Below are 16845 nucleotides of genomic sequence, written 5' to 3'. Positions count from 1 at the left end.
AACCAAGATTAGGTTTTTTAGTACAACAGGATAACTTAAATCAAATCATCTAGCCCATTAACTGTAGTTTGTTCATTCTCATTAATTGGAATAACTATACATTTTTGACCATCGATTATTTGTGATTTTATTTGAGGTACTTTTTCAGGTTTTACATGAAGTATAACATCATAGTTAGTTTCAGAGTTATTATATTCTGAATTTGTGTCCTGAGTTTCTTCTAAATTGTTTTTTAAAGCTTCTTCTAAAACTACGTTGTCATCATTAATATCTTTAGAAGAAGAGTTTTCATTATCTATAGCAGTTTCTTGTTTAGCTTGTTCTAATCTGTTTTGTAAAATTTCCACTTGTTTTTTAAGATGCTTTTCTTTCTTTATTTGAGCATTTGCCTTAAGTATTTTTGAATCAATTAAATTTTCTGCTATAGGAAGGTCATCACCAAAATTTTCTACATATGATTTTTCAATTTTATTAGTAATTTCTTCAGGCACTCCACTTTCTATTAAAAGGTTTTGTATCTCCTTTTTTGTTAATGTTATAGGATCACAATCGGTATCATCATATATGGAATTATGTTCATCTACCATAGAATTTAGGTTTTCTTGTATCTCCATAAAGATCTTATCAGATTTTTTTTCATCAGCTCCTATAGAATCCTTAATAATTGTTTGAAAAGTTTCTTTTTGTATAGTAGCGGTTTGTTTTGAGGAACAACCTAAGGCATTTTCCATTAATTCAGTATGTGTATCTTTAGCATTTTTTGTGTAATACATAATAGAGTTAACATCTGAACTACGATCAATAAAAGCAGGAAATACAAAACCATTAGTTGGAGCATCAACTACCCAATCTCTTAGCCTAGCTTTAATTTTATTTTCTTCTTCAAAGTATCTAAGACCTGGTTTTGAAAGTGAAACAGGACATATTGCACATAGCAAATATTCATATACTTCTTCAGATTCATCTAGCTTTGCATTATCAGTAGTTTTAGTAATAATATCATAAGCATCATGAAAAATAAGTATTAAAAAGTTACCAGTGTAATCATAGCTATCTATAATAGATTGATAAAAAGCATCAAGAAGAGAATCATCCTTTAATTGACTGTTTTTAAGCTGCATAAGAGAAATTTGTTTTTCATTTATAAAATTTTCATTAATGGGAAAGTTTAATTCTAAAATATTATTGCCAATAGTTCCAGAAAGTACTTTTCTTGCAATTTCTAAATATTTAAAGTATTCGTCCTCATCTAAATTTAGAAAAGTTTCTCTAAATTTTAAAATAATATGCTTTTCTCCATTAACATAACAACCACACATTTTAGTGAAGGTGCAATGATCTTTTTTAAAACGTCTTTTTAACTCAAGTATATCTTTTTTTCTCATATATAAACCCCTCAATCTAGTCTTTAATTAATATATCATCATTATTAAGTATAGTATTTTTCTTAGATTAATTAAAGAATTTTAATTCTTTAGGAAATTAAAGTTGAAGATTGAGCAATAGTATTAAATTCTGCTATTTGAGAATTTAATATATAAAAAACAATTTATAATAACTTAACAGATTGATATTTATCATTTAATGTAAAATAAATGTATACATATTTGCAGTTAAAACGTCATAATAACAGAAGTATCAAAATCTAAGCTGATAACTAAATTATTTTATGGAAGGAGGAAATGATGAACAATGAATTAATAAATGAGATGTTTCAAAAAAAGATGATTATAATATATAAGTATTTAGTTAAGCTTGGTTGTAGTAAAGATAATGCTGAAGATATAGTACAAGATACTTTTTATACAGCATTAAAATACATTGATGGTATACAGACTAATAAAGTTTCATCATGGCTTTTTAAGGTAGCAATTAATAAATACTATGACTTGTGCAGAAAAAATAATAGACATATTTATTTAAGTATTGATGAAGAAGTTTTTAAAGAAAGATTGGTAGAAAACAATTTAGTTGAGGAGTTTATATTGGATTTAGAAAGAAAGAAAGAAATTAATGAAATTCTAAATTCTATTAGTGACGTTCATAAGAATCTATTGTACTTTAAATATGACATGGGTTTATCTTATAAAGAAATAGCGGAACTTTTGGGAATAAACGAAAATACAGTTAAAACTTATCTTTTTAGAGCAAGAGAAAAATTTAAAAAGTTATGGAGGAACAAGTATGGATATAAAGAGTGATGAAGAAAAATTAAAAGAACTGTTTGAAATGAAAGAAAAACCTAATTTTAATAACGCAGTTAAAAGAGCTAAGATATTTTCAATAGTAAGGACTATAATAATAAGTTTAATGATGTTTATTATAGTAAGTTTTGTATTATTTATATCTAATGCCGCTATTTTGAATGTTATGAATAATAAAGAAGAGGATAATTTAAGAACTTTATTTGATGTAGCTATGCCAAATGCTTATATAGGAAGTATACAAATTGATGATAGAATTATGATTGGTGAAATAGACTATGTTAGATATAGATTTTTAAAAAATAAGCCTATAATTGATGGAAATTATAAGGAGTCTTATACATATATACCTTTAATAAATGGAGTTTATGGTTATATGGGACAATATTTATTTGATAGAGTTAGTAAATCATCAAGAGATTCAAATGAAGCTTATAATAAAGTAGGAAAAAAGGTAATGAAATTTTATCATCCATCAATAAAATATGAAAATTATATAAATGATTTAGAAAATATTGATGAAATAGGTAGTGATAAATTAATGGAGATATCATTATCTTTTGATAAAAGTTATAGTCTTGAAGAAGTAAAGAATATGCTTCCTAGTGATATCACTTTAAATTGGTATTGGGTAGATACTTTTTCTGAAAATGATTACTATTTTTCAGATAAGTTAATATTTAATGAATACTATGTATATGGTATAAAAGCTTTAGACAACCAAGGAGATTCAATTGATAATCCTGAAAAGAATTTTATAGATGCTATTAATGAAGGAAAAGACAACAATTATAGTAATGAGTATAAAGAATTATTTGATAATTTAAGTAATGGAAAAGGTGAGATTAATAAAGAAGATTTAAAGATAATAGGAGTAGTTGTAAGTGGTGATAGTAAATCATTAAAAGCCTTAAAAGATAAAACTTATATTAAAGCAGCTACACTAGGTGCAGTAGCAGATAAATATTAATAAAGGAGATATATATATGAAAAAATATTTAAAATTAGAATTTAAAAAGAATATATTTTCTTGGAGAACAATCAGTTCTATTCTAATAATTTTATCAGTATTTATGATACCTTATTTAGAAGAAATAAAATTTCCATGTCAAGAATTAGATGGAGTAGATTATTTTATAAGACTTAGTGAATTTTCATATATAGGATTTATAGGACCGATTATAGCAGGAATAATTTATTCTACCTCAATAATTAATGATAAAGAATCGGGATTTATAAATAAGTTATTGGAAATTATAGATATAAAAACTTATTTTAAAGTTAAATTAATAGTAAATGTCTTAATAAATTTTATAATATTTGCAATAAGCTATGGTATTTGCATTTTATATCTTATTATAAAATATGGATTAAATAATATTAGAGATGGAATGACAAATGGTGCTTTCGTAATAAGTGGATTTATAGGTGTGTATGAAAGCTCAAAAATATTATATATTATTATAATACTTTTAGGAACATTAATATCTTCAGTTACTTTTTCAACATTTGTATTTGGAATTACAACAATAACTGGGACAAAACTTACAGCATATATATTCCCTATATTTTATGTAATACTTACTGGAATCTTTTTTGAGATGTGGTTTTTAAATAGTGTAATTGATTTTAATGTGGTAAAATTATTCAATTTAACAGAAAGCAATACCCAAAATGGAATTAATATAATATTATATAATTTAATATTAATGATATTAGGAGTGGGATTATTATATAAATCATGTTATAAAGGCGTTTTATATTTGTCTCGGGAAATTTGAATTTACTTTTATTTTAAGAAAAAGAGTTTAGTATATAAATAATTAATCTTACTTTAAAAGAATTTGAACTTATGCTTATGCTTGTGAAAAATAAATAGATTAACTAACGAGCCAACAAGATGTGTATCTTGTAGAAAAGATAAAAAAGAACAAAATAGAAAATAATTTTAGAGTGTTGTGAGGTTGTAGTTTAAACTACAACCTTTTGTATATTTCTATAGAGTTAAATTTAATAAAGTTGAAATATGTAAAATAAAGTGATAACATTTTAATCTGGTATGGAATTAAATAAATAATTATCAATTAAATATTATTTAAACGATTATTGAAGGTGGTTATTTTATGAGAATATTAGTAGTAGATGATGAAAAAAGTATAGTTAATTTAATTAGATTGAATTTAGAGGTAGAAGGATATGAACCTATTATAAGTATGACTGGAGCAGATGCAATTTCAAAATTTGAAACTGAAAAACCAGAACTTGTTATATTAGATTTAATGTTACCAGATATAAGTGGACATGACGTTATAAAGAAATTTCAAGAAATAGATAGTGAAGTTCCAGTTATAATGCTTACTGCAAAAAGTCAAATGAATGATAAACTTTTAGGTCTTCAGTTGGGTGCAGATGATTATATAATAAAACCATTTAATAGCGCAGAACTTATTTTAAGAATAAAAGCAGTAACAAAGAGGATTACAAAAAAGCCAAGCTCAAAAAATAATAATGAAATAAAGATTGAAAAATTAAAGATTCTAAAAGATGAAAGAAAAGTTTTCATAGAGGAAGAAGAAATTTTTATGACTTATAAAGAGTTTGATACACTGCTACTTATGATGGAAAATCACAATAAAGTTTTTACTAGAGAAAACCTTTTAGAGAGAGTATGGGGTGATGAGTACGATGTTAATACAAGAGCAGTTGATATTCTAATACAAAGAGTTAGAAAAAAGATGGGCAAGTATTCAAATAAATTAAAAACCGTTTATGGAGTAGGATACAAATTAGAATTTAAAGAAGAGACTATTTAATTTTATAAATAAGACATTAGGAGGATGCATTTTTAATGCGACTGAATTTTAACATAAAAACTAAGATAATTCTCATGAATATGGGGATATTAATTCCAATAATAATATTTATATATATAACAATAATAAATAATTTATATAATAACGTAATAAAAAGTAATATTGATTTATTAACAAAGGAGAGTTACAACACTCAAGTATACATATCAAATTACATTGAAAAAGATAAGGTGGACGATATTGAAAGAAATTTTGAGCATAAAGCTCCACTAATTAATATATATCTATCTAAAAAATTAAATTATAGGATTCAAATTTATGATAAGAATGGTGACATAATGACTGATTCTGTTTCTAATAGCGTTACTTTTTTTGATGAGGATATAACTAATGCTATAAAGGGAAATAAGGCCTATGTTGTTAAAAAAATTGATGGAAACATTTATGTATTATTTTCAAGTCCTATATATTTAAAAGATACAACATTAGGATGTGTAAGATATATATATCCTTTAGATAGTAGCGAAAAACTTATAAATGATATGTTTATAATTATGGGCATATTAGCATGTACATCAATTCTTATATCATGGCTTTTAAGTAAGCTTCTTTCAGAAAAAATAGTTGGACCTATAAAAAAATTAAAGATAGTTTCTCAAAAAGTTACCAAAGGAGAATATGATAATAGAATAAAAATTAGAAGTGGAGATGAAATTGAAGATCTAGCACAAACTTTTAATGTAATGTCTGAGAGTATAAAAAATTATGTTGAAAGTTTAAAAGAGGAAAAACAAAAACAAAAGAGTTTTTTAGATAATGTGACGCATGAGTTTAAGACTCCATTAACAGCAATAATAGGATATTCTGAGATTATACCTAAATTAAAAAATCAAAATGATATAGATGAAAGTTTAGTTTATATGAAGGAAGAAGGAATAAGGCTTTTAAAGCTAGTAGAAGAACTTCTTGACTTATCAAAACTAGGAAAAAGCGAGTTTGAGATAGATAAAAAGAAAAATAATTTAAAAGAAGTCATAGAAGAAGTTTTAGTTATTATTAATCCGAGAATAAAAAAATATGAAATAGAAATAATTAAAAATACATTTGATATTGAAGCTTTAATAGATAGAGACAAGACCAAGCAAGTTATTTTAAATGTATTAGATAACGCTATAAAATACAGTGAATGTAGAAAGATAAAAATAAAATTGCAAGTTGAGAATAAAAAAATAATTTTAAATATAATAGATGATGGTATAGGTATAGCTAAAGAAAATATACCTAAACTTTTTGAGCCTACTTATAGGGTGAATAATTTAAATTCTATTAACAACAATGGAAATGGATTAGGTCTTTGCATATGTAAAGAAATAATGAAAAAGCAAGATGGAGATATAAAAATTAAAAGTAACCTAGGAGAAAGTACATCTGTAGAAATTATATTTAAAAGTAATTAGTATTATGAAAAATAATGAATGTTACATTTACGAAACATGAGTGAAATGTTTATGAGATGTTAAATTTTTATTATATGGGAGGAAACATAAGTGAAGAAAATTAGCTTAAAGGCTAAGATTATAGGCATATACACTACTATAATTATAATTTGCATTATAATGACAAGTTTAAATTATAGATTTTTATATAACAGAGTCAAAATAATAAGTGATAAAGATGATGTTGTAAATAAGATAAATATGTCTATACCTATAAAAATTGAAATTTCTAATGACAAATGGGGTGGTTATGTTTTTGAAGATGAGAATTCTATACAAATGATATGGAATTCCATAGGTGAGATTATGAATGATTTTTCGGAAGAGGAAAACTATATTACAGAAGGGACTAATATAAGCATTGATGCAAATGTTTACTATTTAAATGGTATGAAAGATAAATTTAAAATAAGCGATGTTCTTATTTTAAATAATCGCATGTATCATGATAACAATAAATTACCATTAATAAATAGATTGAAAAATGATTTGCTAGGTTACTTATATTCAACTTCTAATATAGCTAATCTCATAAATACTAGAAATAGAATAGTTATTAGTGATTCTAATAAAGTAAAAGAATTGAATGATTTAGATAAAGAAAAGTTAAAAAATTTAATAAGTAATTCAACTAAACTTGATAGTGATGATGGAATTAAAGCTTTAACAAAGGAAAAGAAGGAAGCTTTATCGCATATAAAAATTTATATTTATGATAAAGAAGATACTTCAATAAAAGTTAAAAGCTGCAATATTGTAAATATGGATGTATATATGGACGGAATATTTGTTGTTCAATATATGGGAGATGAAAATGGACAACACACATATTTTAAGGGAGACCTTAAAGGGATATGCGAAGATATATTAGAGAAAAATATTTAAAAATCATCAGCATTAGAGAGGGGAGTTAGTAATGAATATTAAAAAATTTATTTGCTTTATTGTAATCATATGTGTGTCTTTTAACCTTATTGCTTGTAATAAAAAAAGTTCAAAAGTAATTTATAAAGATGGATATTTAAATCTGGAAGGAAAGCATATAGTTGTTTATGTAGCATCTAGAGATGAAGTTGGTAGAACACTTTTAGAAATGTTTAAGGAAAAAACAGGATGTACATACGAATATATAAGAATGTCTACGCAAGAGGCATTAGAGCGAATTAGATGTGAAAAAAAATATCCTAAAGCAGATATATTTATAGGTGGAACTTGTGATGCTCATAATCTAATGAAAAAGGAGCAACTTTCAGAAAAATATATATGCAAAAATTACGATAGCATACAAAATGTATATAAAGATAAAGATGGATATTGGACAGGTTTAGAAGTTAATTTTTTATCTATTATTGTGAACAAGGATAGATGGGATAAAGAATTTGCAGATAAGGGATTAAAAATGCCAGAAAAGTATGAGGATTTACTTAATCCAATGTATAAAGGTGAGATTATAATACCAGATCCTAATATATCAGGAACAGGATATACTATTATAGCATCAATTGTACAAAATATGGGTAAAGAAAAAGCTATAGAATTTTTAAAAGAATTGAAATCAAATGTAGGACAATTTACATCTAATGGATATATTCCAGCACAGAAAGTTGCAACTGGAGAATATTTAATAGGTACAAATTTTATAGCAGATCAATTGTTAGTTAAAAATTCTGGATTTAATGTAATAACTAATATCCCTAAAAAAACTGGCTGGAATATAGATGCAATTTCAAAAATAAAAAATGGTCCAAATGAAGACGTTGGCAAATACTTTATAGACTTTTGTACAACCAAAGAGAGTGAGGAAATGATAATAAATATCTCTCAAGGTAAATCTACAAGAAAAGACATAAAAGATGATGATTATGAACAAAATTGTGAAGTAAATATGTATGATAATTATGATTTCAAAAAAGCTAGTGAAGACAGAGAGTGGTTAATTAAGATGTGGAATAGTTTTAAAGCGTAAATTTATAAATAAGGGAATATTTAAATTTAAACTTTTTTGAAATAACGTAATGACAATTAATACTTTAACTTTTTAAATTAATAATTAAACAACTTTCAATTTCTAGTATTTAGAACTTAAAACATTAAAATTTATTATTTGGGGGATAAATTTTAATGCAAATAAAATTAAAAGATAAATATTTTTAAGAAGTATTTATTATATTAAGGTAATTTGGAGGATAGATATGAATAAATTGACAAGTTTTTTTAGTATTAATAAAAAAGAGGCTACAGTATCAATTGAAGATCAAAGAAAGATGTGGTTAAAGGAATTCTTAAAAGCATTCTTAGTTGTATTTTCTGTGTATGCTTCTATGTATTTAATTAGAAATAATCTTAAAGCTGGACAACCACTTTTAAAAGAACAATTAGGTTTTACAACATCTGAACTTGGATATATAGGTTTTGGATTTTCTATAACTTATGCACTTGGTAAAACATTGTTAGGATATTTTATTGATGGTAAAAATGCAAAGCGTATAGTGTCATTTTTACTTATGATGTCTGCAACAATGGTCTTTGTAATCGGTCTTATACTAATATCAGGAAATAAATGTACTGGAGCTGTATTAATATTATGGGGATTAAGTGGATTTTTCCAAGCACCAGGTGGACCAAGTGCTTATTCAACAATTACTAGATGGACCCCTACTAATAAAAGAGGTAGATATTTAGGATTTTGGAATATGTCTCATAATATAGGGGGAGCATTAGCAGGAATGTTAGCATTATGGGGAGCAAATAAATTTTTCCATGGTAATGTGGCAGGAATGTTTATTGTTCCATCAATAATAGCAGCTGTTATTGGTTTTACAATGTTATTTGTAGGAAAAGATGAGCCAGAAGAGTTAGGTTGGAATTCTGCAGAAGAAATATTTGGTGAAGTTAAAGCTGAAAATAGTGCTGAATTAAATAACATGAGTAAATTTGAAGTGTTTAAAAAATATGTTTTAAAAAATCCATGGATTTGGGTCTTATGTGTAGCAAATGTTTTCGTTTATATAGTTCGTATAGGAATAGATAATTGGGCTCCTTTATACGTTACTGAACAATTACATTTTGCAATGGGTGATGCAGTTAATACAATATTCTATTTTGAAACAGGTGCACTTATTGGTAGTCTTAGTTGGGGATTTATATCTGACTTATTAAAAGGAAGAAGAGCAATAGTTGCAGTATTCTGTTTAATACTTACTGGATTTGCAGTTTTAGGATATAGATATGCTACAAGCGTTACAATGGTAAATGTTTCACTATGCGCTCTTGGTGCATTAATATTTGGACCACAATTATTAATAGGTGTATCTCTTGTGGGATTTGCTCCTAAAAAAGCAATTGCTGTTGCAAATGGTTTAAGTGGTACTTTTGGATATTTATTTGGAGATTCTACAGCTAAAGTTATGCTAGCTAAAATAGCTGATCCTAAATCATCAGGTGTAAATATTGGTGGAATGTGCCTTCACGGATGGAATGATGTATTTATTATATTCTATGGTGCACTTATAATTGGAATTTGTCTTTTATTAGTTGTTGCTTATGGCGAAGAAAAGAAGATAAGAAGCTTAAATAAGTCTGAAAAAGAAGCAGAAGAATTGGCTGCTTAATAGTATAAAAATAATTGCATAAATTAAGTATAGATATTTTGTATAACAAATGCTTTTCTAATGACAAAATAAGTTGTTAGAAAAGCATTTTATTTTTGCGATTTTTTATTTAAACACAAAAATTTATTGAGAAATTTTTAACATTTATCTATAAAAATACTCTAAAATTGTTGATTTATATAATATATTGTTATTTTTTTAACTTTTATAATTTTAATGTGTTGAAATTTGTTTTTAAATATGATATATTTACTCTCGAAAGTTAGTTGTACATACAAATGAAGCACTTATATACGAAATTTAAATTAAAACAATAACTTTCAATGGATTACTAGTAATTTATCTAAGATATAACTTTAAAAATTAAAAAATTGACTGATAAAAAATAAACAATGAAAAATAAAATTAGAATGATAAAAAATAAAATGGGAATGATAAAAATAAACAATTACTAAAAAATTTATAAATAGGAAGAAGATGAATATGATAGAAAAGAATATAGTAGAAAAAGACAAATTAACACCTAAAGATTATTTAAATAAAGTTTTGGCTGGAACTGCAACTGGAATTGTTGTAGGATTAATTCCAAATGCAATTCTAGGTTCAATATTTAAAGGACTAATAGATGTTTCTCCAATATTTGCCACTCTTTACAATGCTGTAAGTATTATGCAATTCATAGTGCCAGTTATTGTAGGTGTATTAGTAGGATTACAATTTAATCTTAATCCTATGCAATCAGTTATTGTTGGATCAGCAGTATTCTTAGGCTCAGGTGCTTATAAAGTCACAGAACATGGAGTACAAATGGTTGGTATAGGCGATTTAATAAACATAATGTTAGTTGCATGTATAGCTGTATATGTTGTTAGATTAATAGGAAATAAATTAGGATCGTTAACAATATTATTATTACCAATTGTTGGAGCTGGTGTGGGTGTTATTGGAATGCTTATGCTTCCATATGTAAGACAAATTACTATAACAATAGGAAACTTAATTAATAATTTCGCAGTGTTACAACCATTATTAATGTGTATTTTAATTAGTGTTTCATTCTCGGTTTTAATTATTTCACCAATTTCAACTGTAGCAATAGGAATTGCCATAGGAATAACAGGACTAGGTGCCGGAGCAGCTGCTATTGGGGTTACTGCTTGTACAGCTGTTTTAGTAATTGGATCAAGAAAAGTGAATGAAAGTGGAGTTACTTTATCTGTGTTATTAGGAGCCATGAAAATGATGATGCCGAATTTAGTTACCTATCCAATAATAGCAGTACCTATTATTGCAAATGGTATCTTAAGTGGAATAGGTGCTTATCTGTTTAATATCTTAGGTACACCGAATAGTGCTGGATTTGGATTAGTTGGATTAGTTGGTCCTTTAGCGGCTATAAATAGTTCGGGATCAATTATTGGAGTATTAATAGCATTTGTGGTTATACCTTTTGTAGGTGCATTTGTTATTGATTGGTTCTGTAGAAAAGTTATACATTTATATGATGAAAATATTTTTAAATATATTTAATTTGTAATTGAAGCAAAAGAGGAGAGTGAATTGAAATGAAAATTGCAATTGTTGGAGCAGGAGCTATGGGCTCACGTTATGGATATATGTTACATGAATCTGGAAATGAAGTTTTCTTAATAGATGCATGGAAGGATCATGTAGATACTATAAATAAAGAAGGATTAACAGTTGAAGAAAATGGAGAATGTAAGAAGGTAAAAATACCAGCAATGTTACCAGAAGATGCTAAAGAAGTTCCAGACTTAGTAATTTTATTTACTAAATCAATGGGATTAGAATCTATGTTAAAATCTGTAAATAATATTTTAGGAAAACATACAAGAGTATTATGCCTATTAAATGGATTAGGTCATAATGAAACTATTGAAAAATATGTTGATAGTAAAAATATACTTATGGGTGTAACTTTATGGACAGCTGGATTAGCAGGTCCTGGACATGTTGTATTAACTGGAGATGGAAGCTTAGAAGTACAAAATATTGATTCTAATATGGAAGTAGAAGCAAGAGAGATTTGTGACATATTAAATCAAGCAGGATTAAAAGCTCATTATAGTGAAAATGTTATATTTTCAATATGGCGTAAAGCATGTGTAAATGGAACTTTAAATAGTTGTTGCACAATTTTAGATTGTAATATTAAGGAGTTTGGAGAGCTAAAAGAAGCTCCAGAGCTTATTCGTAATATTATAAAAGAATTTGCTGATATTGCTGCTAAATATGGAGTAGAATTAAATGTTGAGGAAGTTGCAAAAGGAATAGAAAAAATATATGATCCAAGCCAAGCTGGAGAACACTATCCATCAATGCATCAAGATTTAATTCAAAATCATCGTCTTACAGAGATTGATTATATAAATGGATATGTATCTAGAAAAGGTAAAGAATTTAATATAAATACAGAATGTAATGATTTATTAACAACTATGGTTCATGCAAAAGAACAATTACTTGTTAAATAAATACAGTTATTTAAAAAGTTGATTATTATTTAAATAGTAATCAACTTTTTTTGATATTATTTATACAATTAAATAACGATCTTGATAATAAAATATAGGGTAAAGAAATACTTTTATATAAAATAGTGGTATTAATTTAGTTGCAAATTTTAAAAATTATCTTTAATATATTATTTATATAGATAAAATTATAAAAAATTAGAACGGAGGGCATAATGCTTGAACAAAATTTTTGTGAGTGTTTATTTTTCACTGCAACTAGATTAAAAAAGATAGCAGCCAAAATAGCTGAAGACGAGTTAAAGCCACTAGGATTATCTCCTACATATGTATATATACTTCTTGGCGTAAAGTTTAAACCTGGAATAACACAAAAGGAATTAAGCAAAGAACTTCACTTAAAACCATCTACAATAACGAGACTTATAGATAAATTGGTTATAAATGGTTTAGTTGAGAGACGAGCTGAAGGAAAATTATCTCATATATATTTAACTAATGACGGAGAAAAAATTCAAGAGGATATACAAAAGTACAGATTAAAGTTACATAATCGTTATAGAGAAATATTAGGAGAAGACTATAATTTATTAACCAAGATAACAAATGATTCTGCAAGGATATTAGAATCTAAGTAGAGCGTTATACAAGTAACTCAAATGTGGACAATGTATTAAAAATATATTATAATAAATGCTTTTCTAATGACGAAATAAGTTGTTAGAAAAGCATTTTATTTTTTGCAACTTTTTATAATCATTAATTGTCTAATAGATGTAATAAGGCATTTAAATAAGTTACAGTCTATTTATAAAGAAAGCTTAGCTAATATATATATATATTAATACTTTAGTATTCTTTTAGAATTTGTGGTATGGGTGTAAAAATAAAAATCATTATGTTAAGGGAGATAATATGATTAATGAAAATACGTTAGTATATAGATTTTATAATAAAAGTCTAATGAAAAATAGTTTGGTAAAAATGGCCATGAAAGGAGATTCAGAAGCATTTACAAGTTTAATAAAGGAAAATAAAACATATCTTTATAAAATTGCTTATAGTTATGTAAAAAATGAACAGATAGCTTTAGATATATTACAAGAAAGCACATATAAGGCATTTATTAATATAAAAAAACTAAAAAAAGAAAGTGTTTTTAAAACATGGATAACAAAAATAGTAATAAATGAATGTATAAATACAATAAGAAAAAATGCAAAAATTACTTATTTAAATGATAATGATATATTGATTAAAAAAGAGTTTATATCTACTGAGGAAAAACTTGATTTATATGAAGCAATTGATAAATTGAGAAATAACTATAAAACAGTAATAATCCTTAAGTATTTTAATGATTTATCGTTAAGAGATATATCTTATATTATGGAGATACCAGAAAATACAGTTAAAAGTCATTTGAAAAGAGCTAAAAATGATTTAAGTAAAATTTTAAAGGAGGACTTTTTAAATGAATAAGAACTATGAAAATATTAGTATACCAGATAATATAGATGATTTTATAGATATTGGGGTAAAAAGAGCTGTAGATTTAAAAAATATTAAAAGAAAAAAACTTATTAGAAGAAATTTAGGGATTACAGCAGCTTCCTTAATTATTGTTTTAACTATAGGGTTTTCAAATCCAGCATTAGCAGCTAAAATACCTATTGTTGGAAATGTATTTCAAGCTATTGAAAAAAATATATACTTTCCAAGTAATTATTCAGAATACTCTACATCAGTCAATGAAACAGCATACTCTAATGGAGTAGGTGTAACTTTGTCGGATATATTATGCGATGGACAATCTTTATATGTAACATATATTGTTGAGAGTGAAAAGCCTTTTAAATATACGTCGTGGGGAGAGGCACCTTTAACAATGAATCAACTTATAACAAGTGAAGAATATAATAAAGTAGATTTCTCTAATAAACAACTAGACAATACAGGAATTGCTGGTCTTGAAGGAAAATTTATTGATGATAATACTTTCGTCGGTATGGAAAAGTATAAACTGTCATCGCTAAAAATATCTATCCCAGATGAATTTATATTTCAAGTTAAATACATATCATTTCAAACTGATTCAGTAGAAAATGATGAAAAACGTGATGTGAAATCTGGTACATGGGCTTTTAAAATACCTGTAAAAGTGAATAAAGATATTAAAAGAGTTGTAAATCTAGATAACATAGGAAATGACAGTGTAAATTTAAACTCGCTATCAATAACACCTTTTGATATGATATTTAGTTTAACTTATAACAAAGGTAAGTGGAGTGACTATGAAGTTTCGATTTATGATGAAAATAGAGAAGAACTTAATTTTTCAGATAGTAGTATAGATGAAGATAATAAAACTGAAAATATTATTTTTAAAGCACCTTCTAATGAAAGTAAAAATATTAGGGTTATAATAAATAAACCCATATTAGAAAAGGGCGAAACAATAACTGAATCAAAAGGTCAAAGTGAAACTTCCTATAAAGAGATTGGAAAAGAATTAATATTTGATGAGATAATAAACATAAAATAAACATAATATGATTAGATATTAATAAACAAGCTAATGATATTAAAAGAATCATTAGCTTATGTTATAATTGTCTTAAAATGCAGACGTTATTTAAGCGATAGAGAAACTTTAAGAGAGGAAGTGAGATTATGAAAAAAAGATTTAACACAACAGGAGTATGTGTTCCTAGAAAGCATTATATGGTAGATATATCAAATAAAATAGATGAGATAGAAAAACTTGTAGAGGAAGAATTTTATTTTGTTATAAATAGACCAAGGCAATTTGGAAAAACAACAACACTAAATGAATTGTATAAGAGATTAAGTGGTAAATATAGTGTAATAAGAATGGATTTTGAACTTATAGGAGAAGATTTTGCAAGTGAGGAGAGATTTTGTGAAACCTTTGTAGACTATATGTCTAGATTTACTAATATAGATATCAGAAAAGCATCAACGTTAACAGAACTTTCAAATAGGATAATGGATTTGACAAAAGATAATGAAATTATACTTATCATAGATGAAGTTGATAAAAATTCTAGCAATAGATTATTTTTAAGCTTTCTTGGTATGCTTAGATCATTATATTTAAGTAGAGAACAGGATCTTGGGACTACTTTTAAATCAGTTATATTAGCAGGTGTGTATGATATTAAAAATTTAAAATTAAAGGTTAGAGATAATTCAGAAATAAGATATAATTCACCATGGAATATAGCGGTGAATTTTAATATAGATATGAGTTTTAGTGAGATAGAAATAGGAACTATGCTAAAGGAATATGCTGCTGAAAATGCATTACCATTAAATATAGAATTTCTTAGTAAGGAGATATATAAATTTACAGCAGGATACCCATTTTTAGTATCAAGAATATGTCAAATAATAGATGAAATTTTATTATCAGAAAATAAAAGGGAATGGACAATATTTGATATACAAAGAGCGGTAAAATTATTATTAGAAGATAAAAATACATTATTTGATGATTTAATTAAAAATCTTGAAAATAACTCAAAGTTATATGAATGCTTATATAGTATCTTAGTTAGTGGTTTACAAATAACATACAATATAAATAATCCGACTATAGATTTAGGTCATATGTTTGGATATTTAGTAAAAGATAAAAATAACAACACTATCGTATCAAATCAAATTCTTAAAGAAGTTATTTACAATTATATGATATCAAAAACGGATACTAGAACAATGTCTAAATATAATTTTAAAGATAACTTTATAAATGAAGATAATACCCTTGATATGGAGAATGCATTATTAAGATTTCAACAATTTATGAAAGAGAATTATAGTTCTAGAGATATAGAGTTTTTAGAAAGACAAGGAGTTCTTTTATTTTTATCATTTATAAAACCAATAATTAATGGAGTTGGATTTGATTATAAAGAAGTTCAAATTTCAGAAGAAAGAAGATTGGACGTTGTTATTCAATATAATAAATGTAAGTATATTATAGAAACAAAAATTTGGCATGGAGAAATTGCACATAAAAAAGGTTTAAATCAATTAAAAAATTATCTTGAAATAGAAGGTTTAAATAAGGGATATTTATTAATATTCAACTTTAATCAAAATAAAGAATATACTCATAGTGAATATTATGTAGATGATAAAACTATTTTTGAAGTTAGAGTTTAAAAGAAATAGTAGCTTACTAATTGAAAGTGAAGCTA

General features: G+C 25.6%; 16 protein-coding genes. 15 read left to right on the top strand and 1 reads right to left on the bottom strand.

Annotated features, from left to right (window positions below):
* Positions 1-35 precede the first annotated feature (35 nt).
* Entirely contained in the window at positions 36-1385 is a 1350-nt protein-coding gene (locus NG918_RS14740; RefSeq protein ID WP_252213036.1) for a DUF4317 domain-containing protein, read from the bottom strand.
* A 300-nt stretch (positions 1386-1685) separates the two neighbouring features.
* On the opposite strand from NG918_RS14740, the gene NG918_RS14735 reads away from it, so the two are divergent.
* From NG918_RS14735 to NG918_RS14670, 15 genes are all read left to right on the top strand, one after another.
* Positions 1686-2201 carry an RNA polymerase sigma factor gene (locus NG918_RS14735; RefSeq protein ID WP_252213035.1) on the top strand — a complete coding sequence of 172 codons (516 nt, stop codon included), beginning with the start codon at positions 1686-1688 and terminating at the stop codon, positions 2199-2201.
* The gene (locus tag NG918_RS14730; protein ID WP_252213034.1) at positions 2185-3174 is read left to right on the top strand and encodes an anti sigma factor C-terminal domain-containing protein; all 990 of its coding nucleotides are present in this window, start codon (positions 2185-2187) and stop codon (positions 3172-3174) included. Before NG918_RS14735 ends, NG918_RS14730 begins: the two co-directional genes overlap by 17 nt.
* Before the next feature lie 16 nt (positions 3175-3190).
* A complete protein-coding gene (locus tag NG918_RS14725; protein ID WP_252213033.1) occupies positions 3191-3985 on the top strand; it encodes a hypothetical protein in 795 nt (264 codons plus the stop codon).
* Positions 3986-4075: 90 nt separating this feature from the next.
* Positions 4076-4150: a zinc-ribbon domain containing protein gene (locus tag NG918_RS17115; protein WP_350339621.1), complete on the top strand. Its 75-nt coding sequence runs from the start codon at positions 4076-4078 to the stop codon at positions 4148-4150.
* 177 nt (positions 4151-4327) lie between these two features.
* On the top strand, positions 4328-5017 hold the full coding sequence (locus tag NG918_RS14720) for a response regulator transcription factor (RefSeq protein WP_252213031.1): 690 nt from the start codon (positions 4328-4330) through the stop codon (positions 5015-5017).
* A gap of 35 nt (positions 5018-5052) precedes the next feature.
* Positions 5053-6474: a sensor histidine kinase gene (locus NG918_RS14715; protein ID WP_252213029.1), complete on the top strand. Its 1422-nt coding sequence runs from the start codon at positions 5053-5055 to the stop codon at positions 6472-6474.
* A 90-nt stretch (positions 6475-6564) separates the two neighbouring features.
* Positions 6565-7398 (top strand): DUF3919 family protein, encoded by an 834-nt coding sequence (locus NG918_RS14710; protein ID WP_252213027.1) that lies wholly within the window; start codon positions 6565-6567, stop codon positions 7396-7398.
* A gap of 31 nt (positions 7399-7429) precedes the next feature.
* On the top strand, positions 7430-8479 hold the full coding sequence (locus NG918_RS14705; protein WP_252213025.1) for an ABC transporter substrate-binding protein: 1050 nt from the start codon (positions 7430-7432) through the stop codon (positions 8477-8479).
* Between the two features lie 226 nt (positions 8480-8705).
* Positions 8706-10124 carry a hexose-6-phosphate:phosphate antiporter UhpT gene (gene uhpT, locus NG918_RS14700; RefSeq protein WP_252213023.1) on the top strand — a complete coding sequence of 473 codons (1419 nt, stop codon included), beginning with the start codon at positions 8706-8708 and terminating at the stop codon, positions 10122-10124.
* 483 nt (positions 10125-10607) lie between these two features.
* Positions 10608-11654, top strand: a complete 1047-nt coding sequence (locus tag NG918_RS14695) for a PTS sugar transporter subunit IIC (RefSeq protein ID WP_252213022.1) — start codon at positions 10608-10610, stop codon at positions 11652-11654.
* A 35-nt stretch (positions 11655-11689) separates the two neighbouring features.
* Positions 11690-12619: a 2-dehydropantoate 2-reductase gene (locus tag NG918_RS14690; RefSeq protein WP_252213021.1), complete on the top strand. Its 930-nt coding sequence runs from the start codon at positions 11690-11692 to the stop codon at positions 12617-12619.
* Between the two features lie 215 nt (positions 12620-12834).
* Positions 12835-13257: a MarR family winged helix-turn-helix transcriptional regulator gene (locus NG918_RS14685; protein WP_252213020.1), complete on the top strand. Its 423-nt coding sequence runs from the start codon at positions 12835-12837 to the stop codon at positions 13255-13257.
* Between the two features lie 277 nt (positions 13258-13534).
* The gene (locus NG918_RS14680; protein WP_252213019.1) at positions 13535-14101 is read left to right on the top strand and encodes a sigma-70 family RNA polymerase sigma factor; all 567 of its coding nucleotides are present in this window, start codon (positions 13535-13537) and stop codon (positions 14099-14101) included.
* Positions 14094-15164 (top strand): DUF4179 domain-containing protein, encoded by a 1071-nt coding sequence (locus NG918_RS14675; RefSeq protein WP_252213018.1) that lies wholly within the window; start codon positions 14094-14096, stop codon positions 15162-15164. Before NG918_RS14680 ends, NG918_RS14675 begins: the two co-directional genes overlap by 8 nt.
* Positions 15165-15292: 128 nt before the next feature.
* A complete protein-coding gene (locus NG918_RS14670; protein WP_252213017.1) occupies positions 15293-16810 on the top strand; it encodes a GxxExxY protein in 1518 nt (505 codons plus the stop codon).
* The last annotated feature ends 35 nt before the right edge of the window (positions 16811-16845 follow it).

This window comes from Clostridium sp. ZBS2, from assembly GCF_023845855.1.
Taxonomy (GTDB): domain Bacteria; phylum Bacillota; class Clostridia; order Clostridiales; family Clostridiaceae; genus Clostridium; species Clostridium aquiflavi.
This window is presented reverse-complemented; position numbering and strand designations above follow the sequence as displayed.